This is a genomic window from Campylobacter concisus, from assembly GCF_002913715.1.
Lineage (GTDB): Bacteria > Campylobacterota > Campylobacteria > Campylobacterales > Campylobacteraceae > Campylobacter_A > Campylobacter_A concisus_AG.
This window is the reverse complement of the sequence record NZ_PPCE01000009.1, coordinates 806,507-825,402: the sequence shown is the minus strand read 5'-3', so window position 1 is coordinate 825,402 and position 18,896 is coordinate 806,507. Positions and strand designations below refer to the sequence as shown.

General features: G+C 37.2%; 18 protein-coding genes. 12 read left to right on the top strand and 6 right to left on the bottom strand.

Annotated elements, in window-relative coordinates:
• Positions 1-12: 12 nt before the first annotated feature.
• The 5 genes from CYO92_RS08110 to rarD (CYO92_RS08090) all read right to left on the bottom strand — a co-directional run bounded on the left by CYO92_RS08110 (position 13) and on the right by rarD (CYO92_RS08090) (position 4,903).
• The gene (locus CYO92_RS08110; protein WP_103588677.1) at positions 13-1,305 is read right to left on the bottom strand and encodes a GmrSD restriction endonuclease domain-containing protein; all 1,293 of its coding nucleotides are present in this window, start codon (positions 1,303-1,305) and stop codon (positions 13-15) included.
• 23 nt (positions 1,306-1,328) lie between these two features.
• Positions 1,329-2,600, bottom strand: coding sequence for a DUF262 domain-containing protein (locus CYO92_RS08105; protein ID WP_103588676.1), 1,272 nt, complete (start codon positions 2,598-2,600; stop codon positions 1,329-1,331).
• 99 nt (positions 2,601-2,699) lie between these two features.
• On the bottom strand, positions 2,700-3,152 hold the full coding sequence (locus tag CYO92_RS08100; RefSeq protein WP_103588675.1) for an aryl-sulfate sulfotransferase: 453 nt from the start codon (positions 3,150-3,152) through the stop codon (positions 2,700-2,702).
• Positions 3,145-3,999: an EamA family transporter RarD gene (gene rarD / locus CYO92_RS08095; protein ID WP_223315385.1), complete on the bottom strand. Its 855-nt coding sequence runs from the start codon at positions 3,997-3,999 to the stop codon at positions 3,145-3,147. Before rarD (CYO92_RS08095) ends, CYO92_RS08100 begins: the two co-directional genes overlap by 8 nt.
• A 16-nt stretch (positions 4,000-4,015) precedes the next feature.
• Positions 4,016-4,903 (bottom strand): EamA family transporter RarD, encoded by an 888-nt coding sequence (gene rarD, locus CYO92_RS08090; RefSeq protein WP_009293763.1) that lies wholly within the window; start codon positions 4,901-4,903, stop codon positions 4,016-4,018.
• A gap of 143 nt (positions 4,904-5,046) precedes the next feature.
• On the opposite strand from rarD (CYO92_RS08090), the gene CYO92_RS08085 reads away from it, so the two are divergent.
• The 12 genes from CYO92_RS08085 to lpxD all read left to right on the top strand — a co-directional run bounded on the left by CYO92_RS08085 (position 5,047) and on the right by lpxD (position 17,573).
• A complete protein-coding gene (locus CYO92_RS08085) occupies positions 5,047-6,387 on the top strand; it encodes a class II 3-deoxy-7-phosphoheptulonate synthase (RefSeq protein WP_103588673.1) in 1,341 nt (446 codons plus the stop codon).
• A 24-nt stretch (positions 6,388-6,411) separates the two neighbouring features.
• A complete protein-coding gene (locus tag CYO92_RS08080) occupies positions 6,412-7,374 on the top strand; it encodes an NAD(P)/FAD-dependent oxidoreductase (protein WP_002942343.1) in 963 nt (320 codons plus the stop codon).
• Positions 7,371-9,623: a vesicular transport factor Uso1p gene (locus CYO92_RS08075; RefSeq protein ID WP_103588672.1), complete on the top strand. Its 2,253-nt coding sequence runs from the start codon at positions 7,371-7,373 to the stop codon at positions 9,621-9,623. Before CYO92_RS08080 ends, CYO92_RS08075 begins: the two co-directional genes overlap by 4 nt.
• Positions 9,620-10,327 (top strand): tRNA1(Val) (adenine(37)-N6)-methyltransferase, encoded by a 708-nt coding sequence (locus tag CYO92_RS08070; RefSeq protein WP_103588671.1) that lies wholly within the window; start codon positions 9,620-9,622, stop codon positions 10,325-10,327. The genes CYO92_RS08075 and CYO92_RS08070 overlap by 4 nt, the downstream gene beginning before the upstream one ends.
• Positions 10,324-10,689: a YkgJ family cysteine cluster protein gene (locus CYO92_RS08065; protein WP_084107877.1), complete on the top strand. Its 366-nt coding sequence runs from the start codon at positions 10,324-10,326 to the stop codon at positions 10,687-10,689. The genes CYO92_RS08070 and CYO92_RS08065 overlap by 4 nt, the downstream gene beginning before the upstream one ends.
• 8 nt (positions 10,690-10,697) lie before the next feature.
• Positions 10,698-11,933 (top strand): tetratricopeptide repeat protein, encoded by a 1,236-nt coding sequence (locus CYO92_RS08060; RefSeq protein WP_180997993.1) that lies wholly within the window; start codon positions 10,698-10,700, stop codon positions 11,931-11,933.
• Positions 11,930-12,715, top strand: coding sequence for an indole-3-glycerol phosphate synthase TrpC (gene trpC, locus CYO92_RS08055; protein WP_103588669.1), 786 nt, complete (start codon positions 11,930-11,932; stop codon positions 12,713-12,715). The genes CYO92_RS08060 and trpC overlap by 4 nt, the downstream gene beginning before the upstream one ends.
• A complete protein-coding gene (locus CYO92_RS08050) occupies positions 12,715-13,197 on the top strand; it encodes an HIT family protein (RefSeq protein WP_021091390.1) in 483 nt (160 codons plus the stop codon). The genes trpC and CYO92_RS08050 overlap by 1 nt, the downstream gene beginning before the upstream one ends.
• Positions 13,184-14,191 (top strand): tRNA 2-selenouridine(34) synthase MnmH, encoded by a 1,008-nt coding sequence (gene mnmH, locus CYO92_RS08045; RefSeq protein ID WP_103588668.1) that lies wholly within the window; start codon positions 13,184-13,186, stop codon positions 14,189-14,191. The genes CYO92_RS08050 and mnmH overlap by 14 nt, the downstream gene beginning before the upstream one ends.
• Positions 14,192-14,461: 270 nt before the next feature.
• On the top strand, positions 14,462-16,156 hold the full coding sequence (locus tag CYO92_RS08040; protein WP_180997824.1) for an acetolactate synthase large subunit: 1,695 nt from the start codon (positions 14,462-14,464) through the stop codon (positions 16,154-16,156).
• A gap of 2 nt (positions 16,157-16,158) precedes the next feature.
• Positions 16,159-16,620 (top strand): acetolactate synthase small subunit, encoded by a 462-nt coding sequence (gene ilvN, locus CYO92_RS08035; RefSeq protein ID WP_223154400.1) that lies wholly within the window; start codon positions 16,159-16,161, stop codon positions 16,618-16,620.
• Positions 16,620-17,573 carry a UDP-3-O-(3-hydroxymyristoyl)glucosamine N-acyltransferase gene (lpxD, locus tag CYO92_RS08030; RefSeq protein WP_103588666.1) on the top strand — a complete coding sequence of 318 codons (954 nt, stop codon included), beginning with the start codon at positions 16,620-16,622 and terminating at the stop codon, positions 17,571-17,573. Before ilvN ends, lpxD begins: the two co-directional genes overlap by 1 nt.
• 125 nt (positions 17,574-17,698) lie before the next feature.
• Here the strand turns inward: lpxD and CYO92_RS08025 are convergent, their stop codons facing one another.
• On the bottom strand, positions 17,699-18,895 hold the full coding sequence (locus tag CYO92_RS08025) for an acetate kinase (RefSeq protein WP_103588665.1): 1,197 nt from the start codon (positions 18,893-18,895) through the stop codon (positions 17,699-17,701).
• Position 18,896: the final 1 nt, after the last annotated feature.

The window sequence follows — 18,896 nt, the reverse complement described above, 5'->3', positions numbered from 1 at the left end:
GATATGTAAGGATTATTCTCTCTCACACATAGGATAGGAATTGCTTTTTTCTAGCGCATTTTTTACCTTCTCATTTGCATAGGTTTCTAAAATTTCTTGCATATTGGCTGTTGTATTTTTGTTAAGTCCCTTAAGAAGCGTAAATATCCACTCCATAGCGCGCGGTGAGGTGTATGTTATGCGCAAACAAGATTGCAAAGCGACAACTAGCCTGTTGTCATAGAGCGTATCCACATAACTAAATGCAACTTTGTTGTTGGAGTATTTTTTAAGCATTTTTAGCGACCATTTTTCGTCGTCATTTTCATCGGTTTTTATAATAAATTTATCAAACAAAAATCTAAATTTTAAAAGGTTATAGATAAAATTTTTGGCATTTTCACTATTATTGAAGTGTTTTTTTAAATTATCAATCAATTTTTTATCATAAAGCAGCTCATTTGTACTGCTACTGCTTGTATTATTGCTCATAGCTGCATTTACCTGTAAAAGGAAATTTGGAAAATTTATGATAGATGAAAACCTTTCATTTTCGTTTTCATTTTGTGTTGTTTTTTCAGAAGTTAAATTTTTATTTTCTAAAATTTTGTTCAATGGCTCTTCTTTGGCATTATTGTTATTTTCGATAGAAATTTCAAAAAGTTCGCTTTCATTACAAATTTTATTCCAGTCATTGCCAAAAATTTGTTCTCTTAGTTTTTTTTCAAAGCTCATCTGCACGTATCTATCCATGTCTGCACATGCGTCCCAAACCAATGCAGCTATTTTTCTGTCTTTTTCTTCTAAGACTTCTAAAATTTGTGCTTTTGCGATCTGATGAGCTTCAAGTTGCTCGCCCCTTGTGTTCATTATCTCAAAAAAATGATTTAGATCGGCATCATTTGGGACTGGTACGCGTAGAAGTTTGGCATTTAAAATTTTACTTTTAAAACTCTCGTCTTTTTTATTTTCCAAAAAATATTTTTCTATAATTTTAAACCCATCTACTATTTTACTAGACGGCAAATCAGTCCAATTATTATCATTGCAAATTTTTTCTATCGTTTCGTTTGACTTTTGCCTAGCTTCAAATTCTAGGTTGCCTTTTATGTCATGCTTAAGATATCTTAGTATCAAAAATAGAGTTGTGAGTCTTTGTTGCCCATCTATAACTTCAAAAACACCATCTTTTTGCTTAACAACCAAACTCCCTATAAAATACCCATCATCATTACTTTTAATATCATCTAAAAGCATCCCTATCTCATAACTTTTCCAAGCGTAGTTACGCTGATATATGGGTATCAGATACTTGCTTTCAAAAATTTTTTTCTACACTAAATTTTAGATCATCTGTTTTGCTCATTTTTAATTTCCAATCTATTTTTTATATCATCATATCCATCAACAATGGACTCAATATCACATAGCTCAACGCTGTAAATTTCATCTGGCGATCTCATGTGAGATATTTTTTCAAATAAATTTAATCCGTTATTTTCATCTTGATATCCAAGTGCATATTTGTTTATACTCTCTAGATATATGGCCTGTTTTACTAAACGCAAAGTATAAACATACCTATAAAAAAATGCGCAAATATTTTCGCTAAGCTCATCAAAGCCAAATCTATCAACAAATGCCATTATAAGGCATTCAAAAAGTCTTACTATATATTTATCACCTCTCTTTTTCCTAGGCATGGCGTTGTCATCATATTTTGCTTCTACAAATTTCTTTATTTTATGGCAAAGGTTTAGATAGTGAGCTGTAAAGTAAAAAAAGTGTTTTCCACTTAACAAATCTTGAGTGAGTAAAAATTTAATACTATTTTTAGAGCTAAAAATATAAGCAAAATCATCACTTTTTTCTAAAAAAGTTACCGCTGCTTTATTAAATTTAGTCACATTATATAGCGAAGTATGGTCTATACCTTTAAAAATATCTATGTGGTTTTTGGAATAATATAATCCACTCTCTCTACGTTGCCATCTAATAATAGGGAACAAAAAATCGCTAAAAATTTCTTTTATTTCATCGCTGTTTTTATCCTCCCAATTTGATATTATCTGAACTTTTTTGGCTTCATTGTCATCTGTCATATGCCTTAGATGGTATGCTTTTAGTAGATCGTGCACTTCTAGTGCTTTACCTCTGGTATTTTGTGAGTCAAAGTAGTTAAAAGCATCTTGTTGTTTATACACAATGATTTCAACCATGGTGCAATTATTTAAGATAAATTGTTTAAATTTTTCTTTTTCATCACCTGTTAGTAACTCTGCTTTTTGTTTTAAAATTTTATTATTATTTGTGATGCTATTAAAAGAGAGAGGATTAAAAGTTTGCTTCAATAACGGCAAATTTTCTTCTCCTAGTAATTTTAGTAGTATTGTAAGCGTAGTAAGTCTTTGTTGCCCATTGACAATATTATAATTTTCAGCTTCTTGATGCAATATGACAGAGCCTATACGGTACTCGTTTTTGTTATTTTCGTATTCTTTAAAAATATCATTAAAAAGCTCAAGAGTCGATTTAGTACTCCATGTATACGGACGTTGATAACTTGGTATTTTTAAATTTTTACTAAATATTTCAGAGAGATTTTTGATATTCGCTTTCATGTTCTATACTCTTAAATTTTCTGCATTATGGCACAATTGATTTTTTATCTTAGTGTCTTAAATCTTTTTAAAAACAAATTCTATTTATGTAAAAAATCATCACAACCCATCAAATTCTCTCTTTAGCTCCTCTCTTAGCTCTTCGGCTCTATTTTCGCCGTTTTTGAAATTTATCTTTACAAAGCCATCGAGCTCATCCAAGATCGCAAAGAGTTCGCTCTCCCAGCTTAAATTCTCTTGCTTTGATAAAGTTTCTAATTTTTCTCTTATTTGCTCTAAGGCATCTAATGCTTTATCTTTATCAGACTCACTATTTAGCGCATCTTCAAATAAAATATCTTGCCTTAAGGCGTTTATTTTTTTAAATATTACGTTGCAAAATTTTGGATATTTCTCAGCATTGCTTAAATTTTCTAAAACCTCTTGCGCAGCCTTTTGATAAGCTGGCACCGCCCCCTCTTCGTCGAGCTTTCTGGTTAGTTTTTGTATCTGAAAATATAAAATAAGCGCCGCAAAAAACGCAAGCAGCAAATAAATCGTTACGCTATTCATATTTACTCCTTTTTCTAAATTTATCTATGCTAATTATCGCAAGTGCCAGCCAGATCATGCAAAACGAGATGACTTTGTAGCCGTCTAAATTTTCGCCGTAAATGAATACCGCACAAAGGATCGCGATGGTTGGCGAGATGTATTGCAAGTAGCCAATCGTTGTTAAATTTATCCTTGTTGCGGCTGCATTAAAAGCGACAAGCGGCACGATAGTTACGATGCTTGAAGCGATCATTAAAAGTGAGTCTTCGTTTAGTCCAAAGTGGCTTTTGCCCAAAAATGCTATGTAAAAAACGTAGGCAAGTGCAAATGGGAACATAAAAAACGTCTCTATAAAAAGCCCGTTAAATGCGCTAATCTTTGCCATCTTTCTAACTGCTGCGTAAAATCCAAATGAAAGCGGCAAGATAATGGAAACTAATGGCAATCCGCCTTGGGCATAAATTTGTACGCTAATAGCTAAAACGACTATACAAATGGCTAAAATTCCGCTTTTATTTAGCCTTTCTTTAAAGATGATAACACCAAGGAGCATGCTTATTAGTGGATTTATAAAATAGCCCAGGCTTGTGTCAAGAATTTTTCCATTGCTAACAGCATAGACATAAACGCCCCAGTTTGTGGTGATAAATATGCCACTCAAAAATAGGATTTTTAGCGAACGAATATCTTTAAGTAAAGTAAAAATTTCGCCCATTTTGCCATTAATGCAAAGCACTGCCGCCATCAAGAAAAATGACCAGATGATCCTGTGGGCTAAAATTTCATAAGCATCGACATCTTTGCTAAATAGGTTGAAATAAACCGCCAAAAATCCCCACATAAAAAAGGCGCTAAGCGCGAGAATAACGCCTTTTTGGCTCTCATTTAGTCTTGGTATTTTTGTCGCCTTTTATAGAATTTATACTATCTATCATCAAAAGCGTGACAGAGATGGCTAGGCAGATCATCAAAAAGTATGAGCTTTTCTCCAGTCTCTCGCCGATGGCAAATGAGACAAAAAGCATCATTATAGGCTCAAAATATGTAAGCAAACCTAGTACATTTATCGGCACGAGCGTGCTTGAGAGGATCTGGGCGATGAGGGCTATGCCGCTGATAGCACCAAGCAAGATGAGCAGATAGTAGATGTTTGGATTTTGGCTCATTACGTAGTCCATATCGGCTGTGAGCGCAAAATAAAATGAGAATAAAAACATAAAAATTATCTCGATAACAAAGCTTGAGAAATTTGCAAGGTTGTAGTACTTTCTAATGGTAAAATAGACTGGATAAAGGCAAAAAACTACAGCGCTCTCCCACGAGATGCCACCACTAATGACTGCTGTGCTAAAGACGCCAATGGCAGCGAAAAATATCGATGCTAACTTTGTTTTTGAGAGGTGCTCTTTGAAAAATATCCGTCCAAAAAGGACCATGACTATTGGCATGATGAGGTAGCCTATCGAGACTTTTAGCGCTGCGCCGTTACTTGGAGCCCAGAGATAGAGCCACATCTGAAATGAGACGATGAGCGAGGTAGCAAGCAAAACTAGTAAAATTTTAGGTTTTAGCTTTATTTTTAGAAGTAAAAATTTGAAATTTCGCTGCTGTTTTAACAAAAAAATGGCGGCGATGACAAAAGGCATGGCAAAGATCATGCGGTATCCAATAAGAGCTTGCGTGCTGATGGGGTTCATGAGCACTGACATGTAGTAGATGCAGTTAAATAAAACTGATGCCAAAAGCGAATAAAAAATGCCTTTTATCATGAAAAAAATCTTCTCTTTTTTTGGGTAAATTTAAAGTAGCGATTGTATGCAAAATATCTTTAATAACCCATTAATGGCTTTTATTTTTTAAGTTTTGCGTGATATAATCAGCGCTAAATTAAGGTAAAAGATAGGAAAAATTTATGACTTGGAACAGAGATAGTTGGAGAGAATTTAATATCTTGCAACAACCAACTTATCCAAATTTAAAAGAGCTAAAAGAGGCTGAAGAAAAACTAAAAGCACTTCCGCCTTTGGTATTTGCTGGTGAGGCTAGAAGTCTTAAAAATGAGCTTGCAAAAGTTTGCAATGGCGAGGCATTTTTGCTTCAAGGTGGCGACTGCGCTGAGAGCTTTGCAAATTTTAACGCAAACAACATCAGAGATATGTTTAAGGTCTTACTTCAAATGGCGATAGTTTTAACCTTTGCTGGTGGCTGTCCAGTAGTCAAAGTAGGCCGCGTAGCAGGGCAGTTTGCAAAGCCTAGAAGTAGCGATTATGAAGAGGTAAATGGCGTTAAGTTGCCAAGCTATAGAGGTGACATCATAAATGGCTTTGAATTTGACGAAAAGGCTAGAGTTGCCGACCCAAAACGCATGATAGAGGCCTACTATCAAAGTGCTTCTACGATGAACCTCTTAAGAGCCTTTTCAAGAGGAGGTTTGGCAGACCTTCATCAGGTGCATAAGTGGAATTTAGGCTTTGTTAAAAAGCCAGAGATCGGCGAGAAATACGCAAAACTAGCTGACGATCTAACAAAAACTCTATCTTTCATGGCAGCTTGTGGCATCACTTCGGCAAATACCCCAGCGATAAATCAAACAGCAGTCTATACATCTCACGAGGCGCTACTTTTGCCTTATGAAGAGGCGCTAACTAGGGTTGATAGCCTTAGTGGCGAGTGGTACGACTGCTCAGCTCACATGCTTTGGATAGGCGAGAGGACGCGCGGCATAAACGACGCTCACGTGCATTTTTTAAGTGGTGTGAAAAACCCTATCGGCGTAAAGATCGGACCAAGCGCAAAAGCTGAAGATGTCATTGCTCTTGCAAATAAGCTAAATCCAGAAAATGAAGCTGGCAGACTAAATGTGATAATCAGAATGGGCGCTGATAAGATCGGCGAAAATTTACCAAAAATTTTAAGAGAGCTAAAGCGCGAGGGGCTAAATATCGTTTATAGCATCGATCCTATGCATGGCAACACAGTTAAAGCCTCGAACAACTACAAAACTCGTGAATTTAGTAAAATTTTAAGCGAGGTTAGAAGCTTTTTTGAAATTCATAAAGCTGAGGGCACAAGAGCAGGTGGCGTGCATCTTGAGATGACTGGCAAAGATGTGACTGAGTGCACTGGTGGCGCGCTAAACATCACTGAAAGCTCGCTAAAAGAGAGATATGAGACGCAGTGCGATCCAAGACTAAATGCCGATCAGGCTTTAGAGCTTGCATTTTTGATGGCTGATCTAGTAAAAAAAGCTTAAAATTTATAAAATTTGGAGAAAAATATGGCAAATATTTATGATCTAATAGTAGTTGGCGGCGGACCTTGTGGCATAGCTAGCGTAGTAGAGGCAAAAAGAAATGGCTTAAGTAATGTTTTGCTCCTTGAAAAAGGCGACAACCACAGCCAAACGATCAGAAAATTTTATAAAGACAATAAACGCGTAGATAAAGAGTATAAAGGGCAAGATAGCACGATACATGGGCTAGTTTCGTTTGAAGATGGCACAAAAGAGAGTACGCTTGATTATTTTGACAAGCTACTTGACTCTGAGAATATCGAGGCGTTTTTTAACTCTGAGGTCGAAAGCGTAAAAAAAGAGGGCGAAATTTTTAAAGTAACTACCTCAAAAGCTGTCTATGAAGCCAAAAACGTGATGGTCTCGATCGGCAAAATGGGACGACCAAACAAACCTGACTATAAGATCCCGCCATCACTAAATTCAGTTGTAAATTTTAACCTTGATAACTGCACAAACGGCGAAAAAGTGCTAGTTGTGGGCGGTGGCAACTCTGCGGTTGAGTACGCTATCGAGCTTTGTCAGTATAACAAAACTACGATCGCTTACAGAAAAGATAAATTTAGCCGTGTAAATGAGACAAATTTAAGCGCACTTTGGGAGCTTGAGAAGCATAATAAAATAAAAGTAAGGCTAAATCACGATATAACCGAGATCGATAATGAATCAGGCAAGGTAAGAGTGCATTATGAAAATGGCAAAATCCGTGTCTATGACAGGGTTGTCTATGCGATCGGTGGCTCAAGTCCGGTGGATTTTTTACAAAAATGTCAGATAAAAACTGATGAGAAAGGCACTCCGATAGTTGATAGCAATTACCAAAGTAGCGTGCCAGGACTATATGTGGGAGGCGACATCGTTTTAAAAAATGGCGGCTCGATAGTAGTCGGACTAAATCACGCTCATAGCGTTATCAAAGATATCTTAAAAGGCAAGGCACAAGCTTGATAAATAAAATCGCACTAGCTATTGTTTGTCTGATAGTTGGCTTTTCTCTCTCGTTTTTGAAATTTCAAAAAGAGGACGAGACGCCAAAAGATACTAATCAAACGATTTATTCTATAAATTTTGATGATCTCCCCGAAGAAGAGAAGCAAAGATATGTAAGCAAAGACGATCTTTACGAGTATGGCGGCTACATCACGCCAAAGAGCTACATGCAAAATTTTGTTGATGACAAGGATCTAAATTTATCAGACAATGTAAAAGAGCTTCAAGAGCAAGTGCGCGAGCTAAGCAAAAAAAATGAAATTTTGGCCGCTGATAATGTCGATATGAGCGAGAAAAATTTAGACTTCATAAGCAAAATTTCAGAGATGAAAAGAAATATCGAAAATGAAAAAAACGAGATAGTAGAAAAAAATCAAAAGGCTCTTGGCGAGCTTGAGGCGCAACACTTTGAAAATATCCAAGCTTTGACAAAGCGCCTAAATGAAGCGCAAGCTGATATGATAGAGAGCTCAAAGGCTTATGAGAAAAAGATAATCGACCTTGAAAATGCGATAAATGACGCTAGAAATGGCGATGAGAGCAAACTTAAAGATGCCAAGGCCAGCTTTAATAAATTTAAAGAGAGCTTCGAGGCAAACTACACCGCTTTAAAAGAGCAAAATAACGAGCTAAATGCGACACTTGCGCAAAAAGAAGCTCTTATAAAAGAGTATGAAAAAGCTCAAAATGAAAAAGATAGAGGCGAGAAAAAAGAAATTTTGCTTTTAAAAGAGGAGATCGAGCGAGTTAAAAACGACGCTAACACTCAAAAATTTAGTTATGAAAAAGAGATAAATGCGCTAAATGATGGCTTTGAGACGCAAAAGAGCGTTATGGAGGATGAGCTTTCTAAGAAGGCAAATAAGATAATCGACTTGCAGGAGGCTCTTGAGTCAAATAAGACTGCACTAAAAGATAGAATTTACGAGCTTGAAGAGATCAAGAAAAACCTAAACTCAAAGGATCTAATGGCACAAAGCTATAATGGCAAAAATTTAGAGCTAAATGCCTCGCTTGCGGCGCTTCATAAAAGCTTTTATGATCTTAAACAAAAGAGCCTAAAAAGCGAGCAAGAGAACAAGCTTGCAAATGAAAATATAAGCTCGCTTAAAAAAGAGCTTGAGAGGGCAAATGCTCTAAATAAAAAGCTTGAAAAGCAAAATTTAGACGCAAACTCAACTCTAAATGAGCTAAGCAAAAAGCTAAATTTAAGTGAAGAGAGCCTTAAAAATACAAGAGATGAGCTAAAGACGCTTGATACAAAGACAAATAAATTTTTAAAAACTTTGTTTGAGCAAAATCAAACTATCTCTTTGCAGACCCAAAAGCTTGGTTTAAATGACAGCGAGTTAAAAAATTTAAGTGCAAAGATAAATTTAAAAGATGAAAAGATAAAAGAGCTAGAAAATAATCTCACGCAAACAAGCCAAATGCTAGCAGCAAAGCAAAGTGAGCTAGAAGCTCAAAAAAGGACGCTAAAGATCGATATGCAAAATTATGAAATTTTGCGTCAGCAAATAAATATTTTGCAAAAAAAGATAGCCGATACGTCGGCTCTTTTTGCTGATAGTAATAAAAGTGGTGGTAAAAATTTACTAAGCTTACAAAATGAGCTAGAGAGTGCAAAACATAAGTTAAACGAGAGCAATAAGACGATTGAAAGGTTAAATTCTAAAATAAATGAACTTAGCTCATCTAGCGCAAAAGGAAGTCCAGTAAATGCCAAAATCATCGAACTTCAAAAAGATATCGAGCAAAATTTAAATAGACAAGATGAGCTTGAAAATGAAAATGTGAATTTAAAAAATATCTTGCAAGCGACAACTAAGCCAGAGACGCCAACAAAGCTAGTTTTGATCTCCAGCCTTGAGTGTGATGACATGGACGCAAAAGATAAGATTAGCGTGATGTGTAAGAATAGAGTGAGCGAATTTTTGCAAAGATTTAACTCAAACTACCTTTATGAGATAATTCCGATCGTAGATAAGAAAAATTTTGTCATCCCGTCAAATGTGGCGCAAAGTATCAAAAAAGACGATCTTGGCAGGCTAAATAACTATGTAAATTATGGCGTTGGTAAAGAGCGCGCAAAGGCAGCAGCCGAGCTTATAAAAGAGGAATTTGGCGATTTTGCAAGGATAAGCTTTAGCTCAGAAGTGATCGTAAAAGACGTAACGCGCGGCTTTATCATCAAGGTATATAGATGATCTTGGCTCAGCTAAAAAGTGGCTATCGCTACAACAGCGATACGCTGGTGCTTTATGATTTTATAAGATCAAGTTTGAAAAATTTTTCAGGTAGAATTTTAGACGTTGGCGCAGGGTGCGGGATACTTGGGCTTTTACTTAAACGCGACTTTAAAAATTCCAGTCTAAGCTTGCTTGATATCTTACAGATAAATGGTGAAATTTCTAAATTTAATGCCAGTAAGAATGGCTTGGAGGCAGAAATTATAAATGTTAATTTCGCAAATTTTAAAGATAGTAAGAAATTTGACCTCATCGTATCAAATCCGCCATTTTATCACGAGGGTGCAAAGCAGAGCGAAGATGAGCATATAAAAGCTAGTAGATACACAAGTTCTTTGGGTCTAAAAGACTTTATAAGAGGCGTAAGCATAAATTTAAAACCTCACAAAAGAGCATTTTTTTGCTATGCACCTGATGATCTTAGCCAGATCGTAATGTGTCTAAAAGAGTTTAAGCTAAATTTAGTAAGCCTAAAATTTATTCATACAAAGGCTGATAAGCCAGCAAATTTGGCCTTGTTTGAGGTAAGAAATAATTCAAACTCAAAGCTAAAAATTTTGCCACCTTTGGTGATGAGTGAAAATGGCTCGCATACAAAAGAGGCGATTGAAATTTTTAAAAAAGCTGATACAAAGAGCGTTGATTATCAGGAGCTAGCGTGAGGGTGCAAGGCTTTAACTATGAGTTTGATGCGAGCTTTTGCGAGAGCTGTGGCGGTAAGTGTTGCACGGGAGAGAGTGGCTACATCTGGATAAATGAAGAAGAAATTTCAAAATTTTGCACCGCATTTCATATGAGTAAAGATGAGTTTGAAAAGCAGTTTTTAATAAGAGTTGGGCTAAGGTGTAGCATAAAAGAAAAGCCTTATGAAGATGGCTTTGCTTGTGTATTTTTTGATGAAAAAAATAAAAACTGTTCAGTTTATGAGCTAAGGCCACAGCAATGTAGGACTTTTCCATTTTGGAATTATTTTAAAAAAAATTTAAAGGAGCTAAAAGCAGAATGTATTGGCGTAAAATTTTAGTATTTTTTATGAGCGTATTTTTTAACTCGCAGCTACTTTTGGCTGACGATAATAAAAGTATAAATTTACGTCTAATGCAGGCTTTATTGTTTCAAGATAGCGGAGATGTGAATGCTAGCATTCAAGCTTACTCAAACATTTTTAAAGATACAAATCAAAAAGCTTATTTAAAAGAGGCGATCAAACTCGCCTTTGCTACAAAAAATGAAAATTTAGATAGCCTCATGAGTGATGGCGAGAAGAGCTTAAAAGATGATAGCGATTTTATCAGGATTAAGGTTGCAAATTTGGTCAATCTCTCTAAGCTAAACGAGGCAAAAGAGCTTATGCAAGAGCTTGCCACAAAAGAGCCAAACGCTCAAAATTTACTCATGCTTGGCACTATTTGTATGATGCAAAATGAAACAACGACTGCACTAAAATACTTTGAAGAGGCATACTCACTAAAGCAAGAAGAAGAAAACTTGCTCCGCATCGTTGATATTTTGATAAATCGCATGGATAAGATAAAAGACGCTACAAAATATCTTGAAAAATTTAGAGATGAACAAGGCTGCACGCTAAAGACTTGCGAGCTTTTGGCTGAAATTTACTCCCAGCAAAGAAATTTCCCAAAGGTGATCGAACTCTTTGAAGAGCTTTATGAACTAAATCACGATACTTCGTATATTGATAAGATCGTGCAGTTTTTTATCTATGATAAAAATTACAAAGCAGCAATTGAAATTTTAAAAAAATATAGCTACAACGATATAGCGCTTATGGATCTTTATGCGGCGACTAGTAATTTTGGTGACGCATACATACTTGCTGTTAAAATTTATAACGATAGCAGGGATTTAAATTTTTTGGCAAAAGCCGCTATTTACGAATACGAGATGAATAAAGATAACTTGAACGAACAAAAAATGGCTGAAATTTTAGATAAATTTGAAGCTAGTGTGCCAAAGCTAGAAAATGATATGTTTTTTAACTATTATGGCTACTTGCTGATAGATCATGATATTGACCCTAGAAAGGGTATAGAGCTTGTGCAAAAGGCACTTGTCATCTCGCCAGACTCGCCTTACTACGAGGACTCGCTAGCGTGGGGTTATTTTAAGCTCGGTGAGTGCAAAAAAGCAAAAAGTATAATGCAACATGCAATGAAAGATGTTGATTTTAGGACTTCAAAAGAGGCAAAAGAGCATTTGCACCTAATAGAGCGCTGTATAATAAATCTAAATAAAAGGCTTAAAAAATGATACTTGATGAGATAATAAAAAAAACCAAATATGATCTTGAAAAAAGAAAAGCAGACTTCCCTGAGGAGTGGCTTGGTCGCTCTCTAGCGTACAATCCATACGTACCAAGAGATGTTTTAAATGCGCTTAGAGCAAGTCAAAATGAGCCGATAAAAATCATAGCTGAGATTAAAAAAGCAAGCCCAAGTAAGGGTGTAATAAGAGAAGACTTTGAACCTATAAAAATCGCTCAGGAATACGAGCCATACGCAAATGCCTTTAGTATCTTGACTGAACCACATTGGTTTAAAGGCAACATCGAGTATATCACGCAAGTTCGCCGCTACGCCTCAAGGCCGATCCTTAGAAAAGACTTTATTATTGATAAGTATCAAATTCTTGAAGCTCTTGTTTATGGGGCAGACTTTATCTTGCTCATCGCAAAAGCATTAACTCAAAACGAGCTAAAAGAGCTTTTAGACTACGCTCATCATTTAGGTCTTGAAGTTTTGGTTGAAACTCACGATGCGAGTGATGTGAAAAAAGCTATCTTTGCAGGAGCAAATATAATAGGTATAAATCACCGAAATTTAGATGATTTTACGATGGATATGAGCCTTTGTGAGAAGCTCATACCACTTTTGCCAAATGGCAAGATAATAGTCGCTGAAAGCGGTCTTTACGAGCATGAACAGCTTAGAGAGCTAAGTAAAATAGGCGTAGATGCTTTCTTGATAGGAGAGCATTTTATGAGACAAGATGATATAAAAAATGCCGTCAAAAAGATAAAGGAGGGTGAGTAATGCAGCACCTTTGTGCCCCTTGGAGAAGCGAATACTTTAGCGCTAAAAAAGATAGCTGTGTTTTTTGTGATGTTATAAACTCAGATGATGATGATAAAAATGGCGTACTTTTTCGAGCTAAACATTGTTTTGGGATTATGAATTTATATCCGTATTCTCCAGGTCATTTTATGATAATACCAAATCAGCATACCGATAAGATCGAAGAGCTTGATGAACAGACTTGGTTTGAGATGAGTAAATTTGTAAGGCTTGGAGTTGAAATTTTAAAAAAAGAGCTTTATGCTAATGGCGTAAATATAGGTATGAATTTAGGCAAGGCAGCGGGAGCTGGCATAGCTGAGCACGTGCATTATCATCTTGTGCCAAGGTGGAGCGGGGATACAAATTTTATAACCACCATCTCTGATGTGAGAGTAAACGGCACGCCATTTCATCCACTTTTTGAGAAACTAAAAAAGGCATTTAGTGCCGTTATTTGAGCTTGATGCAGAGCAGTGGCTAGAGAAAAGAAGCTCTTTTGAAATTTTAATAGACGCAAGATCGCCACATGAATTTTCATATTCACACATAAAAGATGCCATAAATTTATACGCTTTAAATGACGCGGAACATAAAGAGGTAGGTACGATCTATAAAAGCGATAGATCCCTGGCAAAGAACCTTGGTGCAAAGTATGTCTGCAAAAATTTACAAAATATCATTGATGAGGTTTATAAAAGAGCCAAGGTTGGTTCAGCTATTGGCATCTACTGCGCTAAAGGTGGGCTTAGATCAAATTCTGTTGGCTATGTGCTAAGCATGATAGGATATAGAGTTTTTAGACTTAGTGGTGGCTATAAAGCTTATAGAAATTACGTTTTAGAATTTCTAAATCGACCTTTGAGCACGAAATTTATCACTCTTTTTGGCAATACTGGCTGCTATAAAAGTAAGCTCATAAGGGCTCTAAGTCCGTCAATAGACCTTGAAGCTATGGCAAATCATTTAGGATCTGTCTTTGGGGCGATAAATGGCGCGCAGCCAAGCCAAAAAAGCTTTGAAGATGCGTTATTTGAAAAGCTCATAACGCTAAAAGATAAAATTTGCTTTATTGAGGGCGAAAGCAGAAGAATAGGCTCATTAAGCTTGCCAAAAAGTCTTTATGAGGCGATGCGTAGTGGCATAAATGTCGAAGTAAGTGCAAGTTTAGAAAAAAGAATTTCTTGTATAGTAGATGACTATAAAAGTGTGGATAAAGCTTTTTTTGACGAATGTATGAAAAAAATTTCACCATTTATCGATAAAAAAGCTAGAGATGAAGCTGTGGCTAAATTTAATGAAAATGACATTGCTAAAGTAACTGAAATTTTACTCACAAAATACTACGATAAAGTCTATAAGAAAAATGAAAATATTAATGTTTTTATAAATTCTGATGACTTTGACGAAGCCGTTAAAAAGCTAAATGATATAAAAAATGAAGCAAAATTTTAGGCTTATTTTAATTAAAAAATTAAGCCTAAAATTTATACAAATGAGTTTTAGCTCTTAAAATTTTATAGCCTTTACTCACTTAAATTTATCAATTTTACTAAAAGTAATATGTTTAGTTTTATGTAAAATATTTTGTATTATTCTTCTAAACTAGTTAAAAATTTTTCAAAAAAATCAAAACGATACCTAAAATTCGCTAGAAAGTTAAAATGGATTTAAAATGCTTTGGGATATAATCTGCGATAAATTTATCAAAAGGCTAAAGTGATGATAAAACAGATTTCTGGTTCACAGATGATAAGCGAGGCCTTGCACGAAGAGGGCGTTGAGATAGTTTTTGGCTATCCTGGCGGTGCAGCTTTAAATATCTACGACGAAACATACAAACAGACTTATTTTAAACACGTTTTGGTTCGCCACGAGCAAGCAGCCGTTCATGCGGCCGATGGATACGCTAGGGTTAGTGGTAAAGTTGGCGTTGCTTTTGTGACAAGTGGCCCTGGCTTTACAAATGCAGTCACTGGCCTTGCAACAGCTTATAGCGACAGCATACCGATCGTGCTTATAAGCGGTCAAGTACCAACATTTATGATCGGTACAGATGCTTTTCAAGAGATCGATGCGGTCGGCATTTCACGCCCCTGTGTTAAGCATAATTTTTTAGTTAATAGCGTTGAAGAGCTACCTCGTATCATAAAAGAGGCGTTTTACATCGCAAGATCAGGCCGCCCAGGACCAGTTCATATCGATATCCCAAAAAATATCACATCAAGACTTGGAGATTTTGTCTATCCAAAAGAAATTTCTATCCCAAGCTATAAGCCAACTTATAAAGGCAACCAAAAGCAGATAAAAAAAGCAGCAGTTGCGATAAATGAAGCTAAAAGACCGCTTTTATACATTGGTGGTGGCGCGGTTGCATCTGGAGCTAGTGATATTATCCGTAAATTTATGAAAAAAACTGGCATTCCAGCAGTCGAAACGCTTATGGCTCTTGGCGTGCTTGACGCAAAAGATGAGCTAAATTTAGGCATGGCAGGCATGCATGGTAGCTACGCTTCAAATATGGCACTTAGTGAGTGCGACCTTCTCATCTCGCTTGGAGCTAGATTTTGTGACAGGATCACTGGCAGGACGGACGAGTTTGCCAAACATGCAAAGATTATCCACATCGATATCGATCCAAGCTCTATATCAAAGATCATAAATGCTCACTATCCGATAGTTGGTGATCTTACAAACGTGCTAACCGAGCTTTATGACGAAGTCAATGCAAAGCCTGAAAACTACGCACCTTGGAGAGAAATTTTAGATAGATATTCTAAACTAAATCCACTTGGCTACACAGATAGCGACAAGGTCCTAAAACCGCAATGGGTCATCGAAGAGACCGCGAAGATAGCAGGAGCTGATGCGATAATCTCAACAGACGTCGGGCAGCACCAAATGTGGGTGGCGCAGTTTTATCCGTTTAACCGAGCAAGACAGCTTGTCACAAGTGGTGGACTTGGCACAATGGGATTTGGCCTCCCTGCAGCGATAGGCGCAAAATGCGCAAAACCAGACAATCTTGTTATAAATTTTACAGGCGATGGCTCAATACTTATGAATATCCAAGAATTAATGACTGCTCATGAGATAAATATGCCTGTTATAAACATCATTTTAAACAACAACTTCTTAGGCATGGTTCGTCAGTGGCAGACATTTTTTTATGAAAAACGCTACTCATCGACTGATCTTAGCTTGCAGCCTGATTTTGTAAAGATCGCTGAAGGATTTGGCGGTATTGGCTTTGTTTGCAAGAGCAAGGACGAGTTTAGAAAGGCTTTAAAAGAAGCGATCGATAGTAAGAAATCAGCGATGATCGACGTTAGGATCGACCGCTTTGAGGATGTACTTCCTATGGTTCCAGCTGGAGCTGCGATTTATAATATGATATTAAAGAGCAAGGAAGAAAAATGAGTATCAGAAGAACGATTTCGGTTATAGTTTTAAATGAACACGGCGTTTTGGCTAGAATTTCTGGGCTTTTTGCGGGCAGGGGCTACAATATCGACACGCTCACAGTTGCTCCAATACCTGAGAGCAACTTCTCAAGACTGAGCATCGTAACTAGTGGCGACGAGAGAGTTTTAGAGCAGATCGTAAAGCAGCTTCATAAGCTCATACCAACGTATAAAGTCATAGAAAGTGGCGAATTTGTCGAAAAAGAGATGGCTCTTGTGAAAATTCCGCTTGGTGAAAATTTTGCTGGCCTTGAAGCGATACTAAAGGCATACAACGGTATCGTGACAAACACAAACGAAAACTACATCGTTGTCATGGTGGCTGACGATGCGAGTAGGATCGAGAGCTTTTTAAAATCGATAAAGAAATTTAACCCAGTTGACGTCGTACGTGGCGGATCTGTGATAATGGATATATGATGAAACTAAATGAAATAGCCTCAAAAGTAAATGCTACTTTTTGCGGAGAAGATATAGAAATTTTTGCCTTAAATTCTTTAAAAAATGCAAATAAAGCTGAGCTAACATACTGCGATGGCGAGAAAAATGCTAAATTTATAAGCAACTCAAATGCTGGAGCTATTTTGGTCACAAAAGCCCTTTTGGATCTGGTGCCAGCTGGCATGGTCGCACTTGTCTGCGACAATCCACATCTTGCATTTGCCTTGCTTAGTAAAGATTATGCAAAGCCGCTTTTTTGCGAGCCAAAACCATCAAATATCGCCAAGAGTGCAAAGATAATGCCAAATGTCTACATAGGCTCAAATGTGAGCATTGGTGAAAATACGATAGTCATGGCTGGAGCATTTTTGGGCGATAATGTGACTATCGGTAAAAACTGCATCATCCACCCAAACGTAGTCATCTACAACGACTGCGTCATCGGTAACGAGTGCCACCTACTAGCAAACTGTGTGATTGGAAGCGATGGCTTTGGCTATGCGCATACAAAAACTGGCGAGCATGTAAAAATTTATCACAATGGCAACGTAGTTTTAGGCGATTTTGTCGAGATCGGCGCTTGCACGACGATAGATCGCGGCGTCTTTGAAAGCACGATGATCGCAAACTACACAAAGATAGACAATCTCGTTCAAATAGGTCACAACTGTGAGCTTGGAAATGGCTGCCTAATAGTCTCACAAACTGGCCTTGCTGGCTCAACAGTGCTAGGCAGAAACGTCGTAATGGGCGGACAAAGTGGCTCAGCTGGTCATGTAAAAGTGGGTGACTTCGCGCAGATCGCAGCACGTGGAGGCGTTAGCAAAGATCTACCTGGTGGCAAAAAATACGCTGGAGCTTATCCGATAATGGAGCTTTCAGATCAGTTTAAACTTCAAGCAAAAATTTTGAGATTTTTTAAGAAAAATTGATTGCAAGCTTTTGCGATTTTAAACTCGCAAAAGCTTTTTATCTTATAACCTAAAAATAACGCTAATTCTATTTTAAAACTAATTAGGCTTAAAATTTATATATCAAGTCTGGCTTAAACATCTATTTATTTGGCTTTGTTCTCTTTTATTACTCTAGCCGTTTCTATCGCGATTTCTAGCTCTTCGTTTGTTGGGATGATGAGCGTTTTTATCTTAGCGTCATCCCCGTCTATGCATCTCTCGCCTTGCATGTCTTGGAAATTTAGATCGTGATTTATGTGAATACCAAGATGCTTTAGTTCATCACAAATTTTTTGCCTTGTGTTTGGTGCATTCTCGCCAATACCGCCAGTAAATATAAGTGCATCAACGCGTCCTAAAATGGCGTAATATGAGCCAATATATTTTTTTACTCGGTAGCAAAACATTTCAAAAGCAAGCTTTGCTCGCTCGTCGTTTTGCATTTTGGCCACAACCTCTCTCATGTCGCTTGAGTCACAAATTCCAAAAAGTCCGCTTTTTTTGTTTAAAAAGTTATCTATCTCGTTCCATTTTAAAACGCCGATATTTAGCAAGTAAATGACCACAGCTGGGTCCATATCGCCGCTTCTTGTGCCCATTATGAGCCCTTCAAGCGGGCTAAGCCCCATCGAGGTATCGATACTTTTGCCATTTTGTACCGCACAGGCTGAGGCGCCATTTCCTAGATGAAGCGAGATAGCGTTAAATTTGTCAAACTCTATGCCAAGCATTTTGGCCGCTTGTTTGCAGACGTATCTATGTGATGTGCCATGAAAGCCGTATTTTCTGATGTGATGAGTCTTGCAAACGTCGTATGGTAGGGCGTAGCGGTAGGCGTACTCTGGCATGCTTTGATGAAATACTGTGTCAAAAACGACCACGTGAGGCACGTTTTTGCTCTCTTTCATTGCGTTTTTGATGCCAGCAAGGTGCCCTGGATTGTGAAGAGGGGCAAGTGGGCTTATCTCCTCGATCTTTTTGATGACGCTTTCATCAACGATCATTGAGCTAAAAAAGCTCTCGCCCCCGTGAACTATCCTATGTCCGATACCATCAAGTTCGCTTAGATCGTGCAAGGTGTGTGATGTGACAAAGAGCTCGTTCATCGCCTCAAGCCCGTCATGGTGGTCTTTTATGAAGCGTTTTATCTCATAGGTTTCGCCATTTGCTTTTAGTACTGCTCTTGAGCTGGAGCTACCGATTTGCTCAACTAGACCGCTTGCTAGACTGGTTTTGGTATCCATTGCAAAAAGTTGAAATTTTATTGAGCTACTACCCGAGTTTAAAACCAAAATTCTCATA